This is a genomic window from Cypionkella sp. TWP1-2-1b2, from assembly GCF_049896245.1.
In the GTDB taxonomy this organism is placed as follows: domain Bacteria; phylum Pseudomonadota; class Alphaproteobacteria; order Rhodobacterales; family Rhodobacteraceae; genus Cypionkella.
This window is the reverse complement of record NZ_JAFCTX010000015.1, coordinates 1-19,446: the sequence shown is the minus strand read 5'-3', so window position 1 is coordinate 19,446 and position 19,446 is coordinate 1. Positions and strand designations below refer to the sequence as shown.

The following is a 19,446-nucleotide window of genomic DNA, read 5'->3' as shown; positions in this document are numbered from 1 at the left end:
TCCGTAAAATAATTCACTAACTGTGTTATCTCTCTGTGATAATGCGGCAAGATCAGTCGGAGCGGCTGGGAATCTGCGCGGGCTCAGCGGGAGGCGGCATGGCAGAGCTTTTGATCGGCATTGATTCGGGCACTTCGGTGGTCAAAGCGGTAGCGTTTACCCCGAATGGCGCGCAAATCGCGGCCTTTGCGGTGCCCAACGCCTACAGGACGGGCGCGGATGGGGCAGCAACGCAAAGCCTTGCGCAGACTTGGGCCGATTGTGCGACCGCCCTGCGTGGCTTGGCCGAAAAGGTGCCGAACTTGGCCGCGCGCACTGCGGCGGTGTCGGTCACAGCGCAGGGCGATGGCACTTGGCTCGCCGGGCCGGGCAATAATCCTGTCGGCGACGCGTGGCTGTGGCTGGATGCCCGTGCCGCCCCAACAGTCGCGCGTCTCGCCGAAAGCCCCGCCAATCGCGCCCGGTTTGAGGCGACAGGCACGGGGCTGAACACCTGCCAACAGGGCAGCCAGATGGCGCATATTGACCGTTTCTACCCCGAGTTGCTGGACGCAGCCGAGGTGGTATTGCATTGTAAAGACTGGATTTATCTGAATCTCACCGGGGTGCGGGCGACCGACCCGTCCGAGGCCAGCTTTACCTTCGGCAACTTCCGAACCCGCGCCTATGACGATACCGTGATCGACGCTTTGGGCCTTAACCATCGTCGCAACCTCATGCCCGAAATCATCGACGGCAGCCAGATCACCCATCCCCTCACGCCCGAGGCTGCCGCCCAAACTGGCCTGCGCGCGGGCACGCCCGTAAGCCTTGGCTTCGTCGATATGGTGATGACGGCGCTGGGGGCGGGCGTGCATACTGGCGCGGCGGGGGCGGCCTGTTCGACAGTTGGCTCGACGGGTGTGCATATGCGATCTACCCCGGTTGACGGCGTGCATCTGAACGCCGAGGGCACCGGCTATGTGATCTGCCTGCCGGTGCCGGGGATGGTGACGCAGGTGCAGACCAATATGGCAGCGACGCTGAACATCGACTGGCTGCTGCGGATGGCCGCTGATCTGATGTCAGATTTCGGACGGCCCACCAAACATGCCGATCTGGTGCCGCTGATCGAAAGCTGGTTAGCTGCCAGCAAGCCCGGCGCTTTGCTTTATCACCCCTATATCTCAGAGGCGGGAGAGCGCGGCCCCTTTGTCAATGCCGACGCCCGCGCGGGCTTTGTCGGCCTGAATTTCACCCACCGTTTCGCCGATTTGCTGCGCGCTGTGATCGAAGGTTTGGGCATGGCGACCCGCGATTGCTACGCCACGATGGGCGCTATGCCATTGGAATTGCGGCTTACCGGGGGGGCTGCGCGATCAAAAGGCCTGCGCGGCGTGTTGTCGGCGGCCACGGGCGCGCCGGTGCGGGTGTCCGCGCGCGAAGAGGCTGGCGCTGCTGCTGCCGCGATGATGTCGGCGGTGGCGATTGGCGCATATCCGTCAATGGACGCCTGCATTGCCGAATGGGTGACGCCTTTGCTGGGCGCGGCCGAAGCCCCCGATCCGTCGCTGACCGCAACCTACGCCCAAACCTATCCCGCCTATAAATCCGCCCGCGAGGGGCTGACCACCGCATGGTCGCACCTTGCGGACAGCCGCCAAGCCAAAGACAGGACCGCCGAATGAGCCCTAGTAATTATGAGCCTAGCATTTCTAACCATAGTTTTTCTGACCCTAGAAAAACTGACGATATTTTTTCTGAGCCTAATTTGGTTGATCTGTTCGTCATTGGTGGCGGCATCAACGGCGCAGGCATCACGCGCGACGCGGCGGGGCGGGGCTTGTCGGTGGTGCTGTGCGAGAAGGATGACCTGGCGCAGGGTACCTCGTCGCGCTCCGGCAAGCTGGTGCATGGCGGGTTGCGCTATCTGGAATATTACGAATTTCGCCTTGTGCGTGAGGCGCTTATCGAACGCGAGGTGCTGCTGAACGCAGCCCCGCATATCATCTGGCCGATGCGGTTCGTGCTGCCGCATTCGCCCACTGATCGGCCCGCGTGGTTGGTCCGGTTGGGCCTGTTCCTGTATGACCACCTCGGCGGGCGCAAAAAACTCCCCGGCACCCGCACGCTGGATCTGCGCCGCGATCCGCAAGGCGCGCCGATCCTTGATCAATATAAACGCGGCTTTGAATATTCCGATTGCTGGGTCGATGATGCGCGGCTGGTGGTGCTGAACGCTTTGGATGCGGCGGAAAAGGGCGCATTGGTTTTGACCCGCACCGCCTGCACGTCGGCGCGGCGCGAGAACGGCGCCTGGACGGTTGAGACCACCGATCAGCACGGCGAAACGCGGGCGTTCCGCGCGCGGTGTATCGTCAATGCGGCGGGGCCATGGGTGACGGATATCATCACACGCGTGGCGGGGGCGAACTCGGCGCGCAACGTGCGGCTGGTCAAGGGCAGTCATATCATCGTGCCGAAATTCTGGGCCGGAGATCACGCGTATCTCGTGCAAAACCACGACAAACGGGTGATCTTCATCAACCCCTATGAGGGCGACAAGGCGCTGATTGGCACCACCGATGTGGCTTATGAGGGCCGGGCGGAGGAGGTGACGGCGAGCGAGACCGAGATCGACTATCTGATCGCCGCCGTTAACCGCTATTTCAAGGAAAAGCTGCGCCGCGCCGATGTGGTGCATCATTTCTCGGGTGTGCGCCCGTTGTTTGACGATGGCAAAGGCAATCCCTCGGCGGTGACACGCGACTACGTGTTTGATCTGGATGAGACAGGCGGCGCGCCGTTGCTGAACGTGTTTGGCGGCAAGATCACCACCTTTCGTGAGTTGGCCGAGCGTGGCTTGCACCGCCTGAAAGCGATCTTTCCGCAGATGGGGCCGGATTGGACCGCCACCGCCACACTACCCGGCGGTGAGATGCCGAATGCCGATTATGAAAGCTTTGCCAATGACTTGCGCGTGACCTATCCGTGGATGCCACGCAGCCTGATCCGACATTATGGCCGCCATTACGGCGCGCGCACCCGCGATTTGGTGGGCGGAGCAACAGCGCTAGACGGCTTGGGTCAGCACTTCGGCGGTGATCTTTATGAGGCTGAAGCGCGCTATCTGATGGCGCGCGAATGGGCGCAAACGGCGGAAGATATCCTGACCCGGCGCACCAAGCACAACCTGCATCTAACCGCCGATCAGCAGGCTGCTTTCACCGCTTGGGTCGGGCAGGGGGCATAAATGTTAACGCTGTCGCTCAACACCAACCCCCTCGTCAATCGCTTCGCCGACCCGGATGACCTGATCACCACAGTCGCGCGTGACCTGCGCATCCGCGATCTGCAACTGACGCATGAGTTTATCAACCCAAGCTGGCCCGCCGCCGTGATCCGCCGTCTGACTCGGCAAATGCAGACAGCGATGCAGCGCACTGGGGTACGCGTCACCTCGGGGATGACCGGGCCCTATGGCCGTCTTAACCACTTCGGCCACCCCGACCGCGACGTGCGCCGCTATTATATCGACTGGTTCAAAACCTTCGCTGAGATCACCGCCGATCTGGGCGGTAGCAGCGTCGGCACCCAGTTTGCCATCTTCACCTATCAGGATTTCGACGATCCCAACCGCCGCGCAGCCCTGATCCAGACCGCGATCGACTGTTGGGCCGAGGTCGCCGAACACGCCAAATCCGCGGGCCTGAAATATGTGTTCTGGGAGCCGATGAGCGTCGGTCGTGAGTTTGGTGAAACCATCGCCGCGGCCCTCGCTCTGCAAACCCGCCTCACCAATGCCAATATGGCGATCCCGATGTGGATGATGGCCGATATCGACCACGGCGATTTGACCAGCCCGAACCCCGATGATATCGCCCCCTACGCTTGGGCGCGCGCGACCCCAAAAGTGTCGCCGATTATCCATATAAAACAAAGCCTTATGGACAAAGGTGGCCACCGCCCCTTCACCGCTGCTTTCAACGCCAAGGGGCGGATTCACCCCGAACCCTTGCTCAAAGCCTTCGCAGAAGGCGGGGCGCAGGATAATGAAATCTGTCTGGAGCTGTCGTTCAAAGAGCGCGACCCGAATGACCGCGAGGTGATCGCGCAAATCGCGGAAAGCATTGCGTTTTGGGCCCCACATATTAACAGCGGCGTTAACGATCTTCACATCTGAGGAGGCTGCCATGTCTGTATTCGCGTTCCTAACCGCCACAGAAATTCTGTTCGGACGTGGGCAGGCGGCACAAGCGGCGAGCCGGATCAAAGCCCTCGGCAAAAGGGTTTTCCTGCTGCACGGCACCCCCGCCCGCGCCGATTGGCTGGCCGAGGCGCTGGCAGGGCAGGGCTGTGATGTTACCCGCTTTACGGTGCAGGGCGAGCCTGACATCGCGATGATCGAGGCCGCAACTATGGCGGCCAAAGGTGCTCAGGTCGTGGTCAGCCTTGGTGGCGGCGCGGTGATTGACGCAGGCAAAGCCGTGGCGGCGATGCTCCCCGCCACGCAACCGTTGATGGATCACCTTGAAGTTATTGGCAAATCCCTGCCGCTGGATCACGCACCCTTGCCGTTTGTCGCCATCCCCACCACCGCAGGCACCGGTGCGGAAGTCACCCGCAACGCGGTGATCGGCTCCCCCGAACACAGCCGCAAAGTATCCTTGCGCGACAAGCGGATGCTGCCCGCTTTGGCGATTATCGACCCCGCGCTGACCGACAATACGCCGAAAGCCATCACACTCGCCTCGGGCCTTGACGCCATCACCCAAGTGATCGAGCCCTATATCTGCACCCGCGCCAACCGCCTGACCGATGCGCTTTGCCGCGATGCGATCCCGCAGGGTTTGCGCGCAATGCGGCGGTTAATGGTGAACGAGGATGCGCAAGCCCGTGATGACATGGCGTGGATCAGCCTTTGCGGTGGTCTCGCGTTGGCCAATGCGGGGCTTGGCGTGATCCATGGCCTTGCTGGTCCGTTGGGCGGGCTGCTGCCAGCGCCGCATGGGGCGATCTGTGGCACGCTGCTGCCGCATGGGTTGGCGCTGAACGCCGCCCGCGCTGAAAATCCCACGCGCATCCGACAGGTGATCGGTTGGATTGCAGAAGCCTTTGAAACCCCTTATGAAAACGCCCTGCCAACGCTGACTAAATGGTCGCGCCAAAACGGTCTGCCCAGCCTTGCGCAGATGGGCTTCACGCCGCAGCACCTGCTCCAAGCCGCCGAAGCTGCCGCCACATCTTCGTCGATGCAGGCCAATCCGGCGCAGCTTTCCGCTTCCGATCTGGCGATCCTTATGGCCACCGCATGAGCCGCGCGCTTGACCCCGAACGCTCTTTGGCGATCCGCGCCGCCTGGCTGCACTACGTCGGCGGGCTGACGCAAGCCGCTGTGGCAAAGCGGCTGGGGATCACCTCGGTGAAAGCCCACCGTTTGATTGCCCGCGCGGTGACCGAGGGTGCTGTGAAAGTCACCATCGACGGCGATATCATCGAATGTGTCGAGCTAGAGACCGCACTCGCCGCTCGCTATGGCTTGGATTTCTGCGAAGTTGCGCCCGATCTGGATGAAGTTGGCCTGCCGATCCGCACCTTGGGCATGGCGGGGGCGGGCTTTCTGCACCGCCAGATCGAGCTTGCCACCATCCCGGTGATCGGGCTGGGCCATGGCCGCACTTTGGCCGCGATGCTGCAGCATTTGCCACGCATCGAGGCCCCTGATCTGAATTTTGTCTCTCTATTAGGCGGGCTTACCCGGAACTACTCGGCAAATCCACATGACGTGATGCACCGCATTGCCGAGAAAACCGGTGCGCGCGCCTATGTGATGCCGGTGCCGTTTTTCGCCAATACCGCTGAGGACCGCGAGGTTTTGCTGGCACAGCGCGGCGTTGCCGAAGTCTTCGCTCTGGCACAGGGTGCGGGGTTGAAACTGGTTGGCATCGGCACGGTCGAGGTCGATGCGCAACTGGTGGCCTCGGGCATGATAGAGCCGAAGGAAATCAAAGCGATACAGGCTGCAGGCGGTGTCGGCGAGTTGCTGGGCCATTTCTTTGACGCCGCCGGAAACATCCTGCAAACCCAGCTGACGGCCCGGACTTTGGCGGTCAGTTTTGCCAAAACGGGCGATCAGATCATCGCCATCGCGGGCGGGCCGGACAAGGTGCAATCAATCCGCGCGGTGTTGTCCAGCCGCCGCCTGAAGGGCCTGATCACCGATGAGACCACCGCCCGCGCGCTGGTTTTGGGGAAATGAGGCCGGGCTGGCCCACCACGGTCGCCCGGCCTATCGCCAAGCGCTTTGAGGTGTTACCTCAAGGCGCCTTAAAGAATGGTTTGGCCAGTGGCCGCCCAATCTTTGGCGAATTGCTCAAGGCCTTTTTCGGTCAGCACATGATTGGCCAAGCCCTTGATAACGCTGGCAGGAATCGTCGCGACATCGGCACCCGCAAGGGCTGCTTCCTTGACATGGTTGGCACTGCGGATCGAGGCCGCAAGGATCTGCGTCTCAAAGCCGTAGTTGTCGTAAATCTCGCGGATGTCGCGGATCAAATCCATGCCGTCGATGTTGATATCGTCCAAGCGGCCAAGGAAGGGCGAGATGTAAGTCGCCCCGGCTTTCGCCGCCAATAACGCCTGATTGGCGGTGAAGCACAATGTCACATTGGTTTTGATACCTTTTTGCGCAAAATAGCGGCAAGCCTTCAAACCCGGCAGAGTCAGTGGCAGCTTAATCACCACGTTTTTGGCGATCTTCGCCAGATGCTCGCCCTCGGCCACCATGCCATCGTAGTCCATCGAAGCGACCTCAGCCGAAACCGGGCCTTCAACCAAAGCGCAGATTTCAGCGATCACCTCTTTGAAATCACGACCAGATTTCGCGATCAGGCTGGGGTTGGTGGTGACGCCATCCAAAAAGCCATAATCGTTTAACTCGGCGATTTCGCTGACAACGGCGGTATCGACAAAGAATTTCATCACGCTCTCCTCTGCGGGAATCGATGTGTATGCTTGCACTAACAGCTACAGGAACTGGCAGATTATCACAAGTTAAAGTCGCAAAATCACATAAATAACTTTTCATTCGTGATCTGCGATGTTAAATATTGTCAAAACAAGGGGAATCTGGTGAAGCGCGAAGATCGCAAACAGGCGATTATGGATCTGCTGGTCGAGCAGCATGCGGTCGATCTGGATGATCTGGCCGAACGCTTTGCGGTGTCGAAAATGACCATTCACCGCGATCTCGATGATCTGGAATCCGAGGGCCTGTTGCGCAAAATGCGCGGCGGGGCGACGATTGAATCAGGCACCCAGTTCGAATCCGACTTCCGCTTTCGTGCCCGCCAAGAGGGTGCCGCCAAGGCCCGCATGGCCCGCGCAGCACTGGAATTGATCGAGCCGGGCATGACCTTAATGATCAATGATGGCTCGATGGCCGCCGTGTTGGGCGCGATGCTGCCGGAAAAGCGTCCGCTGACGGTGATCACCAACAATGCCGCGATCATGGATGCGCTTAGGGCCGAACATGGCATAACCCTGATCGCCTTGGGCGGGGTTTACTCTTATAAATTCAATGGCTTCTTTGGTGTTGTCACCGAAGAAACCCTCACCCGTCTGCACGCAGATGTGGCCTTCATTTCTGCCCCCGCCGTGCAGGGCACCCGCGCGTTTCACATGGATGACAACGCGGTGCGCGCCAAACGCGCGATGATCGCCTCTGCCGCCAAGACCTGTCTTTTGGTCAACCACCAACGCTTTGGCCGCCAAGCCTTGCATGTGCTGGCCGATCTCTCCGAATTCGACACCATTATCGCCGATGCCCCGCCCGAATCTGAGGCCCGCGCCGCTTTGGACCGGGCTGGGATCAGCCTAAACATCGCAGGAGACCGCGCATGAGCAAACACGTCTGGGTCGGCACCAGTTGGAAAATGAACAAAACCCTCGCCGAAGCTCGGGCCTTCGTCGAAGGTTTGCCCGCACAAGCAGATCCCCGCATCCAACGCTTCGTGATCCCGCCCTTTACTGCCGTGCGAGAGGTCAAGGCTATGCTCGCCAATACCTCGGTGAAAGTCGGCGCGCAGAACATGCACTGGGCCGATGACGGCGCTTGGACGGGCGAAATCTCACCCTTGATGCTAAAGGATTGCGGGCTGGATATCGTCGAGTTGGGCCATTCAGAACGCCGCGAATTCTTCCATGAAACCGATGAAACCGTCGGCCTGAAGGTGGAAGCAGCGGTGCGCCACGGCCTTATACCCTTGATTTGCATTGGCGAAACCCTCGCCGAACGAGAAGCTGGTCGCGCCACCGAAACCCTCGCGGCCCAAGTCAAAGGCGCTCTGAGCAAGCTTTCCGCCGCGCAAAAGTCCAGCACGATCCTGCTGGCCTATGAACCGGTCTGGGCCATCGGCACCAATGGCATCCCCGCGACATCGGACTATGCCGACGCACGCCAAGCCGAGATCATCGCCACCGCTGAAACCATCCTGAACCGCCGCATCCCCTGTCTTTACGGCGGCTCGGTCAACTCCGACAATGCCGCCGAACTTATCACCTGCCCGCATATCCACGGGCTGTTCATTGGCCGCTCGGCCTGGAATGTCGCAGGTTATCTCGACATCCTCGCCCGCGTTGCCGCAACTTTGTGAAGGAGAACCCAATGAAACTTGCAATCGCGGGCGACTCTGCGGGCGAAGGCCTTGCCAAAATCCTCGCCGACCATCTGAAAGGCGCGCATCAGGTGTCGGAGATTTCGCGCACCGAAGCGGGCGCGGATGCCTTCTACGCCAATCTGTCCGACCGGGTCGCCAACGAAGTCCTGCAAGGCACATACGACCGCGCCATTCTGGTCTGCGGCACCGGCATTGGCGTCTGCATTTCCGCCAACAAAGTGCCCGGCATCCGTGCAGCGCTGACGCATGACACCTATTCGGCGGAACGTGCGGCTTTGTCGAACAACGCGCAAATCATCACCATGGGTGCGCGGGTGATTGGCCCGGAACTGGCGAAGGCCATCGCCGATGCCTTCCTTGCGCAAACTTTCGATCCCCAAGGCCGCTCGGCCACCAATGTCGATGCGATCAACGCGCTGGATAAGAAATACGCGTAACCTCGCGGCTGCACGCTCGCCCGTGAGGCAGAGCAAGCCCGGCTTCCTCCGCGGCCGGGCTTGTTTCAATTTCATGCCCAAGGCATCCTTGCGGCACAACCGGAGGCGCAGATGGCACCCACACAAAAGCTGATCAACGATGGCAACCATGCGGTGGATGAGATGCTGGTGGGCGTTCTCGCAGCACACCCCAACCATCTGACCCTCGCCGCCCCGCGCGCCATTTTAGCCAGGCATGGCCCTCGCGTGGGCAAAGTCGCGCTGGTGATCGGCGGCGGCTCGGGGCATGAGCCGACATTTTTGGGCTTTGTCGGCAAGGGCTTGGCCGATGCCGCAGCGGTGGGCAACGTGTTTGCCTCGCCGCCGCCACAACCCGCCGTTGATGCCGCCTTGGCGAGCCACGGCGGGACAGGGGTGCTGTTCATGTATGGCAATTACGCCGGTGACGTGATGAATTTCGATATGGCGTCGGAGCTGTTGGAGATGGAGGGCATCGAGGCCCGCACTGTGCAGACCACCGACGATATCGCCTCCTCGCCTGACCCCAACAAACGGCGCGGCGTGGCCGGAAATGTCTTCATCTTCAAATGCACCGGGGCTGCCGCTGATCTGATGCTGCCGCTGGACGAGGTTGAGCGCATCGCCCGCCACGCCAACGCCCGCACCTATACGATGGGTGTGGCGCTTTCCGCCTGCTCGCTGCCACAAACCCGCCGCCTGAACTTCGATCTGCCGGGCGGCGAGATGGAAATAGGCATGGGCATCCACGGTGAACCCGGCATCCGGCGCGGGCCTCTGAAGCCCGCGAATGCGGTCGCCGATGAGATCATCGACGCGATCCTCACTGAGATGGCCGCGCCTGGGGGCGGGAAGGTCGCGGTTCTGGTGAACTCGCTCGGCTCGACCCCCTTGATGGAACTTTACATCCTCTACGCCCGCGTCGCCGAGCGTCTGGCGAGTGCTGGCCTGACGGTCCACACCGCCCTTGTCGGCCCCTATTGCACCTCGATGGAGATGGCCGGGGCTTCGATCACGATCATGCACCTCGACGATGAACTCACCCAAATGCTCGACCACCCATGCGACTGCGCCATGTTTCGGGTTGGCTAAGCGATGGATTTCACAACTGAAAACCTCACAACCCTGTTCGAAAATCTCGCCGCCCGCATGGCCACCGAGCGAGACACGCTCTGTGCGCTGGATGGCCTGATCGGAGACGCCGATCATGGCATCGCGATGGAACAGGGCATGCAAGCCGCAGCCGCAGCAGTACCCGGCTTGCCCACCCTGCAAGACCAATTCAACACCGCCGCCCGCGCATTCCTCAACGCCGTCGGCGCCTCCTCCGGCCCGCTCTATGCCACTGCCTTGATGCGCGCCGCCAAAATCGCAGGCCCCCGAACCGCGATGCCCCGCGCCGAAACCCCGACCCTGATCACCGCGATGGCTGAAGGCATCGCCCATCGCGGCAAAGCCGAACCCGGCCAAAAGACCATGATCGACGCCTGGCACCCGGCGTCGGAGGCAGCCAAATCCGGCGCAACCTGGGGCGAAATCCTGCAGGCCGCGCAAACCGGAGCGGATGCCACCGCCGAAATGCAAGCCACTTTGGGCCGCGCCGCACGGCTTGGCGCACGCAGCTTAGGCCACAAAGACCTCGGAGCCGTCAGCGCTTGCATGATCATCGCGGAATTCGCCAAGGCTCTCGGCTAAACCGTTAAAACTTATCTAAAATTTTCATCTTGGCGAAAATACTCCCGCCGGAGGCATCCGACATTGACCAAGGCAGCCTCCGGCGGGAGTATTTCAAAAAGAGCAAATACCAAATGCCGCGCCCGTCTCAACCGTGATGCCCAATCACATCCGCCGAGCGCGCGATATGCGCCTGCATCGCCGCCACAGCCCCCGGCGCGTCTTTGGCGGCAATGCGGGCAAGGATCAAAGCGTGTTCCTGCAGGGTCACATCCTCTTTGCCCGACCAGTGCAGCAAGGCCGAATGATAACGAAACAGCCATTTCAGCATCGCTTCCGACACCGCCAGCATGATCGGATTGCCGGCCATCGCGGCAATCCGGGTGTGGAAGGCGACGTCAGCTGCGACAAAGGCCCGCGCATCGCCCAGACAGTCGCGCTGATGCGCCAGAATCGCCTGCAGATCCGCCACATCCGCCGGAATGGCCTTCTCGGCTGCCAACCGTACCATGCCCGCCTCAAACATCCGTCGCGCCTCTTTCAGATGCGCCAAGGCCCCCGGTTCTGCCGACAACAGCAGCTGCGCCACCGCATCGACCTGACCCAGCGCCGCACTGGCGTTCAGCGCTTTCACCCGGCTGCGCTCGCCATGCGCGATGCTGATCAGGCCCATGGTGTGCATTTGCTGCAAGGCCTCGCGCACCGCAGGGCGGCCCACGCCAAAGCGCTGCATCAGCGCGCGCTCCGAAGGCACCACCGCGCCCGCCGCCAATTCGCCGGTCAGGATCATTGCCCGCAGCCGATCAAACACCTGATCCGAAAGCTTACGCCGGGTGATCTTTTCCGAAACCATCACGCCCCCAATCTTATCACCGCACTCCATCCGGCTTAGGCGCAAACCCTGCAGTCAGGCAAGCTCTGTGCGCACATAACTCGCCAGATTCGTTGTCATCTCGGCCCCGGAAAACCGCAACCGCGCCGAGACATTTGGCAGCAGTTCGGCCTCAACTTGCTGTCCTGCCCGCGCTGCCAGTTCCGCCAGCACCCGCGCTAAAGGATAGGCCTGCCCGTTCCAATCCATCACCCCGCGCGGCCCGTAAAGCCCCGCTGGTGTCCAGACTTCCACCCCAGACCCCACCAAGGCCGCCGCCAGCCCCAGCACATAAGCCGCGCCGAACACCGTGCGATGGCGGGGGTCATCATCGGTCATACAGATCCGCGCGGCTTCGGGATTGGGGATCACCCGCGCGCCATAAGGATTCTGTCGCATCGCAATCGTGCTGGGCCCCAAGCGATACGGCTTGCCTTCGATGATCGCGCGGGCCGAGGCGGTGATATGCGCCACCGCTTCCAGCGTCTGCATCACGCCTATGTCGCTGGCATCATGCACAATCGGGCACAGCCCGTGGCTGACGAAATCCAAGCCCGCAACCGGAGGCCGCTTGCGGTTCAGTTCGGGGAAGAAACTGACCATGCCGCCTCCCAAGCGCACACCCGGAAAAGCCTTACGCGCGGCTTGGTAGACATCTGCCAAAGGCGGGCAGGCTGGCCAGTCTGATCCCGGCGGGGTCGATTGTCGGTCCCCCGAAGGGCAGATCATGATCGAGGCCACGCGCAGCCTCGATGCGGCCAAGTCTTTGGCATGGCCTGAGAATTCTGCATCCAGATCACCATCACAGCGGGCGATCAGTTCCAGATCATAGGCGGCCTCATACCTGGCTTGCAGCACCGAGAAGGCCTGCAATTCTGCCAGACCATGCCGGGTCGCATCAAAGTGACACAGCAGCCGCTGCGGTTTCACCAGGGCCAGATCGCCCGGCTGCTTCACCGCCCGCCTTGCTTCTGCGGCGGTGATCACCAGCGCTGTCTGCGGGAAAACCCCGGTGGCGGTCGTGTGGGGCAGGCTGGTTTCAACCGTCTCCGCCGCTTGCCAGTTCAGCCGCACCGCCTGATCAAACCGCGCCGCATCCGCGATGTGATAAGGCCAAGGCCGCGCCAAGGGCCGCACATAGGTCTTGTAGCTGGCATCACCCCATTGCCGCTGATCCTCCATTTCAAAGGCGTCGCCCTCCATCCTGCAGCTGATTTGCCAGCCGCCCAGCCAATGCGTCAGCGCACGCAGGTCTTGAAACGGCTGCCACGGCGCGATCAACAGCGGAAACTGCGCATCGCGCCGCGTGCCATCGCTATGCTCGACCAGCACTGGTGCGCCCGCCACCCCGGTGATCGGATGCAGCACGGTAAAGCCCGCGCGATTGGTCTCAAAATCACCCTCCGCCTGCGCCTCAGCCGTGAAATTCAGCCCTTCGGCAAAGTCGATCACCACCTTGACCACCAGAGCAGCACCTTGGCTTTCAAACCGGGCGCGGTAGGAAATCCGCGTTAGCTCAATCACTTCATCGCTGATCTGCGGCACCAAAGTGCCCCAGTCGCGATCGCGCACCAGATAAGCGATGCCGCGGATCACCTCGACCTCGCCCAAACTGATCCGCAGCAGCGCAACGCCGTCATAGTTGAAACTGAGCGTGCCATGGCTGATCTTCATAGCGCAGCCAACACCACCATCCGACCCTCTGTCGCTGCAAGATAGGCGGCCTCGACCAAGGCGAGGGTCTGCAAATTATCCTTGCCCGAGGTTTCCGGTTGGATTCCTGCCGCAATGCACGCCAGAAAATGCCGCTGGATGATCAGCACGCTTTCCTGAATATTGTGCCAAGGTCGGCTCGCCCAATCCAGCATGGGCGGTGACAGATCCTCAATGCGCTCCCCCATCACCAGCCTATACCCCGCCTCCAGCCGCAAGCTGCCCTTGGTGCCGTCAATTTCTATCAAACTTTCCGGGAAGCTCTCCGGGCTGCGCTGGGTGGCGTAAGAACAATCCACCACGCTTGTCGCCCCCGCGCCATGCGACAGCAGCATCGTCGCCACATCCTCACCCTTGATCGCAGGATTGATCCGCCGCGTCGTGGCCGCCATCCGCACCACATCACCAAACAAAGCCCGTGCAATATCAAGGATATGGATGCCCAAATCCTCGATAATAAACCGCTTGCCCTCAGCCAGATAAGGCTGGCCAGAGAATACATCAAAGCCGGACCGAAAGCTAACCCGGCCAAAGAACACCTCGCCCAATTCTTCTGTCCGCACAATCTCAATCACCCGCCGCACCGCCGATTGCCAACGGAAATTCTCATGCACCATCAGGGTCTTACCCGCCGCTTCCACCGCCGCCACCATCGCCCGCGCATCCACCATATTCGCCGCAAACGGCTTTTGGCAGATCACATGCACCCCCGCCCGCGCCGCCGCCTCAACCAAGGGCCGATGCGAGGCGACCGTGGTTGCGATATCGACGAAATCCAGCCGCTCTGCCGCAAACATCGCGCTCGCATCGGCATAGGTTCGCGCAATGCCAAACCTTGCGGCCGTTTCCGCCAGCCGCACCGCATCGCGGTCGCACAAAGCCACAATCCGCGCGCCGGGCAAGTCCGCCCAAGCATGTAGCTGATTTTGGGCGAAAAATTTGCAGCCGATCACGGCACCGATCAGGGGTTGTGGCAAAACAAGGCTCCTTCCAAACTGCATCCAACTTGCCACGCAGGGCGCTTGAATTCAACAGGTATGATGAGTATGCAAGCTACATCCATGGGGAGGCCACCGATGTCCGATGATCTGATCAAAGTCACCTACCGTCTGGAAACGCCCGGCGATCCCGCAGCGCTGGCGGCGAAAATCGCCTCGGATCAATCGACCGGCACCTTCACCTATCTGCCGGGGGAAACCGCAGCCTTAAAAGCCCGCTGCGCCGCCCGCGTGCTGTCAATCACCGCTTTGCCCGACAGCCAAAACCCGTCCTTCCCCACCGAAGGCAGCACTTTCCACCGCGCTGATGTGGTGATCGGCTACCCGTTGGAAGCCGTCGGCACCGATATCGCCGCGTTGATGACGATCACCGTCGGCGGTGTCTATGCGGTGCGCGGCCTGTCCGGCGTGCGGGTGATGGATTTTGATCTGCCCGCCGCTTTTGCCCGCCATCCCGGTCCGCAATTCGGTATCGGGGGTTCGCGCAAACTCACCAATGTCTACAACCGTCCGATCATCGGCTCGATCATCAAACCCGCCTTGGGCCTGACGCCTTCTGAAACCGCGCTGATGGTGCGGGAACTTTGCGACGCTGGCGTTGACTTCATCAAAGACGACGAAAAACTGATGAGTCCCGGCTATTCCCCCTTGGCTGACCGCATCGCCGCGGTGATGCCGGTGATTGATGCCCACGAACAACGCACCGGCAAACGGGTTATGTATGCTTGGGGCATCTCCTCCGCCGATCCCGATCAAATGCTGGAAAATCATGATCTTGTCGTCAAAGCTGGCGGCAACGCGGCGGTGATCAACATCAATTCCGTGGGCTACGGCGGCATGACCTTTCTGCGCAAACGCTCTGCCCTGTGCCTGCACGCCCATCGCAACGGCTGGGATATCCTGACCCGGCATCCCGGTCTGGGGATGCAGTTCACCGCGTGGAGCAAAATCTGGCGCTTGCTAGGGGTAGATCAGTTTCAAATCAACGGCATAGCTGCGAAATATTGGGAACCTGATGATAGTTTCATCCGTTCGTTCCACGATTGCATGACACCGATTTTTACCCCCGCAGATCGTCCCTTGCCGGTGGTGGGTTCAGGCCAATGGGGCGGCCAAGCCGTTGAAACCTATGCCAGAACCGGCCAAACCACTGACCTCATGTATCTCGGCGGTGGCGGCATCCACGGCCATCCCGGTGGTGCGGCCTCGGGCGTCGCCGCAATCCGTCAGGCATGGGAGGCGGCAGTACAAGGCGTCGCCTTGGCCGATTATGCCAAAGATCACAAAGAGCTGGCGCAGGCGCTTCAGAAATTTGGAGGCAACTGAAATACGCCCCCAACCTTGCGGAAGGGGGCGTCCATTAACCTTAAGAACCTCAGGTAATCCGTTGAATAGAAGCGGTAATCTCGTTCCACTCAAACACCTTCTTCCAGTCATCGCGCATCAGCATCGGCTTGCCGAACTCAATCGCCTTGTTGCAGGCATCCGAGAACACCCCCGGCTGTTCGTCAAAGATCACCGCCGCGAGGATGTTCATATGCCCCAGCAGGAAATCCCGCGCCGCCGCTTGCGGCACCCCGCGCGCCACACATTCGTCCATCGCCTCGCGCATCACCACCAAAAGCGAGGCCACCACAGTCTCTGACAGCCCCGGCTCCAGCATTGCCATCTGCTCGACCGTGACGCGATGCGAGCGCACCACAGGCGCAAAAATCGCCTGCGCCACCGCTTCCCCCACCGCATAATGCGCCTCCGGCCCCTGCATCAGCGCATTCACCACGCCTTGCTTCGCAGCCACCCCGCCAAAGAAATCGCGCTTCGCCTCGGGGTCGGTTTCATCGTTGAAAATCGGCGGATGGCAGGGGTGGGTGACGAAATAAGTGATATCGGCGCGCGCAGGCAGGTGCCCTGCAAAGGGGGCTGCGGCGTCCAGACAGATCACAATCGTGCCGAGTGCCACCATCGGCACCACCATGCCCGCCACCTTGCCAATCGCGGTATCCGGCACTGCCAGCACCACCACATCCGCGCCCTGAACCGCAACCGCAGGCACCACACACTCCGCACCAATAGCCTCGCGCAAGCGCGCCTGACCCGCCTCGGACACCTCGACATGCGCCACCGCATAATCGGTTTTCGCCAGATTGCGCGACAGCCGCACGCCCATTTTTCCGCCAGCCCCAAACAACGCAATCTTCGTCATAGCTCTCTCCATTCGCCCCTTGCTCAACTGGTATGATGAGATAATATGCTGGGGTCAAGTCGAAGGAAGCACAATGCGAGAAATCCTGCCCGATGGTCTGCTGATCACATGGTATGGCGACGATTTCACCGGCTCGGCGGCGGTGATGGAGGCATTAACCTTCGCAGGTCTGCCCTCGATCCTGTTCTTCGACACCCCCACCCCCGCGCAACTTGCCCGTTTTCCCGGCGTCCGTGGCCTCGGCATCGCCTCCACCGCCCGCAGCCATAGCCCCGCATGGATGGCCGCAAACATGCCCGCACCGTTGGCGTTCTTGGCTGGCCTAAACGCGCCCTTCCTGCATTATAAAATCTGCTCCACCCTCGATTCCGCCCGCCATGTCGGCAATATCGGCGTAGCCACTAAGCTTGCCCTGCAAGCCTGCCCCTCGAAAGGCATCCCGCTGCTGACTGCGGCCCCAAGAATGCGCCGCTACCAAGCCTTCGGCCATCTGTTCGCGGGCACCCCGCAGGGGGTGTTCCGGCTTGACCGCCACCCGGTGATGGCGCAGCACCCCGTCACTCCGATGGCCGAGTCCGATGTGCTGCGCCACCTCGCTGTCCAAACCGATCTGCCCGCAGCCCTGCTGGATCTAGAGGTTTTGGCCGATCCGCAAACCGCCCAAACCTCGCTAGACACGGCCCTGCAAACGGCCCGCCTGCTGAGCTTTGATACAATGACAGCCGAGTCTGACGCCGCCGCAGGTCGGCTGATCTGGCAGAATCGCGATAATCTACGGCTCCTGGTTGGCTCTCAAGGCATAGAATATGCACTTATCGAATATTGGCAGCGCAAGGGCTTAATCCCCGCCGCATCACCCACGCCCTCGGCTGGTAAGGTTGCCCAGATCATCGCCGTCTCTGGTTCGGTCTCTCCCACCACCGCCGCCCAGATCGAATGGTCCGCCGCAAACGGCTTCGGCCTTGTTCGCCTGAACGCCGCAACCCTGCTCAGCAACGCCGCAGCCGCCGAAACCGAGGCCACCCAAGCCGCGCTAACCCTGATCGCCAGTGGCCAAAGCCCGCTGATCCTTACCGCCGCGGGCCCAAATGACCCCGCAGTGGTCGCCTTTCGCACCGCCCTAAGCCAAAGCCAAATCCCCGCCGAAGCCGCCAACCAACGCATCGGTGAAAGCCTTGGCCGCGTGCTGGATGCCAGCCTCAAAGCCTCCAAAATCCGCCGCGCCGTGATCTCGGGCGGTGACACCTCAGGCCATGGCGCGCGCCAGCTTGGCCTGTTCGCCCTCAGCGCGCTTGCCCCCACCATCCCCGGTGCTGCGCTGTTTACCGGCCATGGTGACGGCGTGCATGACGGGTTGCAACTGGCGTTGAAAGGCGGCCAGATGGGCAGCGCTGACTATTTCGGCTGGATCAGGCAGGGCGGCGGACTGCGCTAAATCCCCGGCTAAGTTGCCGTGCTGAATCCCGCGCTAAGCCATCGACACCACCGCCAAAATCCCCCACTCTCGCCACATCCCAACCAAGGTCAAACCATGTCGCAAACCGCAAATCTTAGCCTTCCCAATGGCCTTTGGCTTGGTCGCGTCTGGCGTGCAGGTATCGGCCCCAGCCTTGTCACCCTGCGCGAGGATCGCGTCATCGACATCACCAGCAAAGCCGCTCCGACGATGTGCGATGCACTGGAACATCCTGATATCGCGGGATTTATCAGCAGTATCCAAGGCGAAGACCTAGGCGCCCTCACCGACATCGCCGCAGCCTCCATCGAGCCCGACCAAAGCCAGACCCACCTCCTTGCCCCAAACGACTTGCAAGCGGTGAAGGCCTGCGGTGTGACGTTCGCCCGCTCGATGGTCGAACGGGTGATCGAAGAACGCGCCGCCGGAAACCCCGCCCGCGCTACCGAGATACGCGCCCGCGTCGCGGATGTGATCGGCAACAGCTTGCGCGATCTGATCCCCGGTTCCGCCAAAGCCGCCGAAGTCAAAGTCCTGCTGCAAGCTGAAGGTCTGTGGAGCCAATATCTCGAAGTCGGCATCGGCCCGGATGCCGAGGTCTTTACCAAAGCCCAGCCGATGTCTGCCGTGGGTTACGGCGCATCGGTCGGCCTGCACCCGATCAGCCAATGGAACAACCCCGAGCCCGAGGTGGTGCTGGCGGTCAATTCCCAAGGCCAGATCGTCGGCGCGAGCCTTGGCAATGATGTCAACCTGCGCGATGTCGAGGGCCGCTCGGCGCTGCTGCTGGGTAAGGCGAAAGACAACAACGCGGCGGCCAGCATCGGCCCGTTTATCCGCATTTTTGATGGCAATTTCACCCTCGATACGGTCCGCCAGCTTGACCTTACCCTCACCGTCACGGGCGAAGACGGCTTCCACCTGCAAGGCGCCTCGTCGATGCGCCAAATCAGCCGCGACCCCGCCGATCTGGTGGCGCAAACCCGGGGCCGCCATCACCAATACCCCGATGGCTTCATGCTGTATTGCGGCACGATGTTTTCGCCGGTGCAAGATCGCGATGGGCCGGGGCAGGGCTTTACCCATCATTTAGGTGACGTGGTGAGTATCGCCGCGCCCGAACTTGGGGTTTTGCGGAACACAGTGCGGTTATCCACCGAGGCACCGGAGTGGGCCTTTGGCAGTGCTGCGCTGATGCGCAATTTGGCGGGGCGTGGGCTGCTGTGATCCAAGCCCTTTGGGCGGGTTCAGCCGGTCTTCCCCGCTGGGAATGACTTGTGTATCTGTTGCAAACTGACCACTAGAGCAAGTCGCCGTTCATATGATTCAGGCTTCCCATCTTGGACGGTTTCTGATTCCCTGATCTTTCCAGATATAGGGGATCGAGATGGGCAAATCACATCCTATGGAGCTTCGCAG

Annotated in this window: 18 protein-coding genes; 13 read left to right on the top strand and 5 right to left on the bottom strand. The window is 61.3% G+C overall.

Going from position 1 to position 19,446, the window contains the following annotated elements; genetic code table 11:
• Nucleotides 1-98 precede the first annotated feature (98 nt).
• The 5 genes from ACP7AP_RS11660 (at nucleotide 99) to ACP7AP_RS11640 (ending at nucleotide 6,238) form a co-directional block, all read left to right on the top strand.
• Nucleotides 99-1,667: an FGGY-family carbohydrate kinase gene (locus tag ACP7AP_RS11660; protein ID WP_426034379.1), complete on the top strand. Its 1,569-nt coding sequence runs from the start codon at nucleotides 99-101 to the stop codon at nucleotides 1,665-1,667.
• An 83-nt stretch (nucleotides 1,668-1,750) separates the two neighbouring features.
• On the top strand, nucleotides 1,751-3,232 hold the full coding sequence (locus ACP7AP_RS11655) for a glycerol-3-phosphate dehydrogenase (RefSeq protein ID WP_426034378.1): 1,482 nt from the start codon (nucleotides 1,751-1,753) through the stop codon (nucleotides 3,230-3,232).
• Nucleotides 3,233-4,162, top strand: a complete 930-nt coding sequence (locus ACP7AP_RS11650) for a TIM barrel protein (RefSeq protein WP_426034377.1) — start codon at nucleotides 3,233-3,235, stop codon at nucleotides 4,160-4,162.
• A 10-nt stretch (nucleotides 4,163-4,172) separates the two neighbouring features.
• Entirely contained in the window at nucleotides 4,173-5,294 is a 1,122-nt protein-coding gene (locus ACP7AP_RS11645; protein ID WP_426034376.1) for an iron-containing alcohol dehydrogenase, read from the top strand.
• Nucleotides 5,291-6,238 (top strand): sugar-binding transcriptional regulator, encoded by a 948-nt coding sequence (locus tag ACP7AP_RS11640; protein WP_426034375.1) that lies wholly within the window; start codon nucleotides 5,291-5,293, stop codon nucleotides 6,236-6,238. Before ACP7AP_RS11645 ends, ACP7AP_RS11640 begins: the two co-directional genes overlap by 4 nt.
• Nucleotides 6,239-6,306: 68 nt before the next feature.
• On the opposite strand, the gene fsa is transcribed toward ACP7AP_RS11640, so the two are convergent.
• On the bottom strand, nucleotides 6,307-6,960 hold the full coding sequence (gene fsa / locus ACP7AP_RS11635) for a fructose-6-phosphate aldolase (protein ID WP_426034374.1): 654 nt from the start codon (nucleotides 6,958-6,960) through the stop codon (nucleotides 6,307-6,309).
• Between the two features lie 150 nt (nucleotides 6,961-7,110).
• On the opposite strand from fsa, the gene ACP7AP_RS11630 reads away from it, so the two are divergent.
• The 5 genes from ACP7AP_RS11630 (at nucleotide 7,111) to dhaL (ending at nucleotide 10,807) form a co-directional block, all read left to right on the top strand.
• Nucleotides 7,111-7,881 carry a DeoR/GlpR family DNA-binding transcription regulator gene (locus ACP7AP_RS11630; RefSeq protein WP_426034373.1) on the top strand — a complete coding sequence of 257 codons (771 nt, stop codon included), beginning with the start codon at nucleotides 7,111-7,113 and terminating at the stop codon, nucleotides 7,879-7,881.
• The gene (locus ACP7AP_RS11625) at nucleotides 7,878-8,633 is read left to right on the top strand and encodes a triose-phosphate isomerase (protein WP_426034372.1); all 756 of its coding nucleotides are present in this window, start codon (nucleotides 7,878-7,880) and stop codon (nucleotides 8,631-8,633) included. The genes ACP7AP_RS11630 and ACP7AP_RS11625 overlap by 4 nt, the downstream gene beginning before the upstream one ends.
• 11 nt (nucleotides 8,634-8,644) lie before the next feature.
• Complete coding sequence (locus tag ACP7AP_RS11620) at nucleotides 8,645-9,094, top strand: RpiB/LacA/LacB family sugar-phosphate isomerase (protein ID WP_426034371.1); 450 nt, start codon at nucleotides 8,645-8,647, stop codon at nucleotides 9,092-9,094.
• 111 nt (nucleotides 9,095-9,205) lie between these two features.
• Nucleotides 9,206-10,204 carry a dihydroxyacetone kinase subunit DhaK gene (locus ACP7AP_RS11615; protein WP_426034370.1) on the top strand — a complete coding sequence of 333 codons (999 nt, stop codon included), beginning with the start codon at nucleotides 9,206-9,208 and terminating at the stop codon, nucleotides 10,202-10,204.
• Between the two features lie 3 nt (nucleotides 10,205-10,207).
• Entirely contained in the window at nucleotides 10,208-10,807 is a 600-nt protein-coding gene (dhaL, locus tag ACP7AP_RS11610; RefSeq protein WP_426034369.1) for a dihydroxyacetone kinase subunit DhaL, read from the top strand.
• Between the two features lie 127 nt (nucleotides 10,808-10,934).
• Here dhaL and nanR read toward each other — a convergent pair whose 3' ends face one another.
• From nanR to ACP7AP_RS11595, 3 genes are read right to left on the bottom strand one after another with little or no spacing between them, the layout of a single operon-like run.
• Entirely contained in the window at nucleotides 10,935-11,639 is a 705-nt protein-coding gene (gene nanR / locus ACP7AP_RS11605; RefSeq protein WP_426034461.1) for a transcriptional regulator NanR, read from the bottom strand.
• Nucleotides 11,640-11,693: 54 nt separating this feature from the next.
• Entirely contained in the window at nucleotides 11,694-13,331 is a 1,638-nt protein-coding gene (locus ACP7AP_RS11600; RefSeq protein ID WP_426034368.1) for a hypothetical protein, read from the bottom strand.
• Entirely contained in the window at nucleotides 13,328-14,347 is a 1,020-nt protein-coding gene (locus ACP7AP_RS11595; protein WP_426034367.1) for a Gfo/Idh/MocA family protein, read from the bottom strand. Before ACP7AP_RS11595 ends, ACP7AP_RS11600 begins: the two co-directional genes overlap by 4 nt.
• 99 nt (nucleotides 14,348-14,446) lie before the next feature.
• Between ACP7AP_RS11595 and oiaX the strand changes: the two genes are divergently transcribed.
• Complete coding sequence (gene oiaX, locus ACP7AP_RS11590; protein ID WP_426034366.1) at nucleotides 14,447-15,694, top strand: 3-oxo-isoapionate-4-phosphate decarboxylase OiaX; 1,248 nt, start codon at nucleotides 14,447-14,449, stop codon at nucleotides 15,692-15,694.
• 49 nt (nucleotides 15,695-15,743) lie between these two features.
• On the opposite strand, the gene ACP7AP_RS11585 is transcribed toward oiaX, so the two are convergent.
• Nucleotides 15,744-16,571, bottom strand: coding sequence for a phosphogluconate dehydrogenase C-terminal domain-containing protein (locus ACP7AP_RS11585; protein WP_426034365.1), 828 nt, complete (start codon nucleotides 16,569-16,571; stop codon nucleotides 15,744-15,746).
• A 73-nt stretch (nucleotides 16,572-16,644) separates the two neighbouring features.
• On the opposite strand from ACP7AP_RS11585, the gene ACP7AP_RS11580 reads away from it, so the two are divergent.
• Both ACP7AP_RS11580 and ACP7AP_RS11575 read left to right on the top strand, forming a co-directional pair.
• Nucleotides 16,645-18,006: a four-carbon acid sugar kinase family protein gene (locus tag ACP7AP_RS11580; RefSeq protein ID WP_426034364.1), complete on the top strand. Its 1,362-nt coding sequence runs from the start codon at nucleotides 16,645-16,647 to the stop codon at nucleotides 18,004-18,006.
• Nucleotides 18,007-18,102: 96 nt separating this feature from the next.
• Nucleotides 18,103-19,254 carry a fumarylacetoacetate hydrolase family protein gene (locus tag ACP7AP_RS11575; protein ID WP_426034363.1) on the top strand — a complete coding sequence of 384 codons (1,152 nt, stop codon included), beginning with the start codon at nucleotides 18,103-18,105 and terminating at the stop codon, nucleotides 19,252-19,254.
• The last annotated feature ends 192 nt before the right edge of the window (nucleotides 19,255-19,446 follow it).

Excerpts from the sequence above, each read along its gene's own strand:
- ACP7AP_RS11660 (WP_426034379.1), top strand. The coding sequence starts at position 99 with ATGGCAGAGCTTTTGATCGGCATTGATTCGGGCACTTCGGTGGTCAAA.
- ACP7AP_RS11650 (WP_426034377.1), top strand. The coding sequence starts at position 3,233 with ATGTTAACGCTGTCGCTCAACACCAACCCCCTCGTCAATCGCTTCGCC.
- ACP7AP_RS11645 (WP_426034376.1), top strand. The coding sequence starts at position 4,173 with ATGTCTGTATTCGCGTTCCTAACCGCCACAGAAATTCTGTTCGGACGT.
- ACP7AP_RS11640 (WP_426034375.1), top strand. The coding sequence starts at position 5,291 with ATGAGCCGCGCGCTTGACCCCGAACGCTCTTTGGCGATCCGCGCCGCC.
- fsa (WP_426034374.1), bottom strand. The coding sequence starts at position 6,960 with ATGAAATTCTTTGTCGATACCGCCGTTGTCAGCGAAATCGCCGAGTTA.
- ACP7AP_RS11625 (WP_426034372.1), top strand. The coding sequence starts at position 7,878 with ATGAGCAAACACGTCTGGGTCGGCACCAGTTGGAAAATGAACAAAACC.
- ACP7AP_RS11620 (WP_426034371.1), top strand. The coding sequence starts at position 8,645 with ATGAAACTTGCAATCGCGGGCGACTCTGCGGGCGAAGGCCTTGCCAAA.
- ACP7AP_RS11615 (WP_426034370.1), top strand. The coding sequence starts at position 9,206 with ATGGCACCCACACAAAAGCTGATCAACGATGGCAACCATGCGGTGGAT.
- dhaL (WP_426034369.1), top strand. The coding sequence starts at position 10,208 with ATGGATTTCACAACTGAAAACCTCACAACCCTGTTCGAAAATCTCGCC.
- nanR (WP_426034461.1), bottom strand. The coding sequence starts at position 11,639 with ATGGTTTCGGAAAAGATCACCCGGCGTAAGCTTTCGGATCAGGTGTTT.
- ACP7AP_RS11600 (WP_426034368.1), bottom strand. The coding sequence starts at position 13,331 with ATGAAGATCAGCCATGGCACGCTCAGTTTCAACTATGACGGCGTTGCG.
- oiaX (WP_426034366.1), top strand. The coding sequence starts at position 14,447 with ATGTCCGATGATCTGATCAAAGTCACCTACCGTCTGGAAACGCCCGGC.
- ACP7AP_RS11585 (WP_426034365.1), bottom strand. The coding sequence starts at position 16,571 with ATGACGAAGATTGCGTTGTTTGGGGCTGGCGGAAAAATGGGCGTGCGG.
- ACP7AP_RS11580 (WP_426034364.1), top strand. The coding sequence starts at position 16,645 with ATGCGAGAAATCCTGCCCGATGGTCTGCTGATCACATGGTATGGCGAC.
- ACP7AP_RS11575 (WP_426034363.1), top strand. The coding sequence starts at position 18,103 with ATGTCGCAAACCGCAAATCTTAGCCTTCCCAATGGCCTTTGGCTTGGT.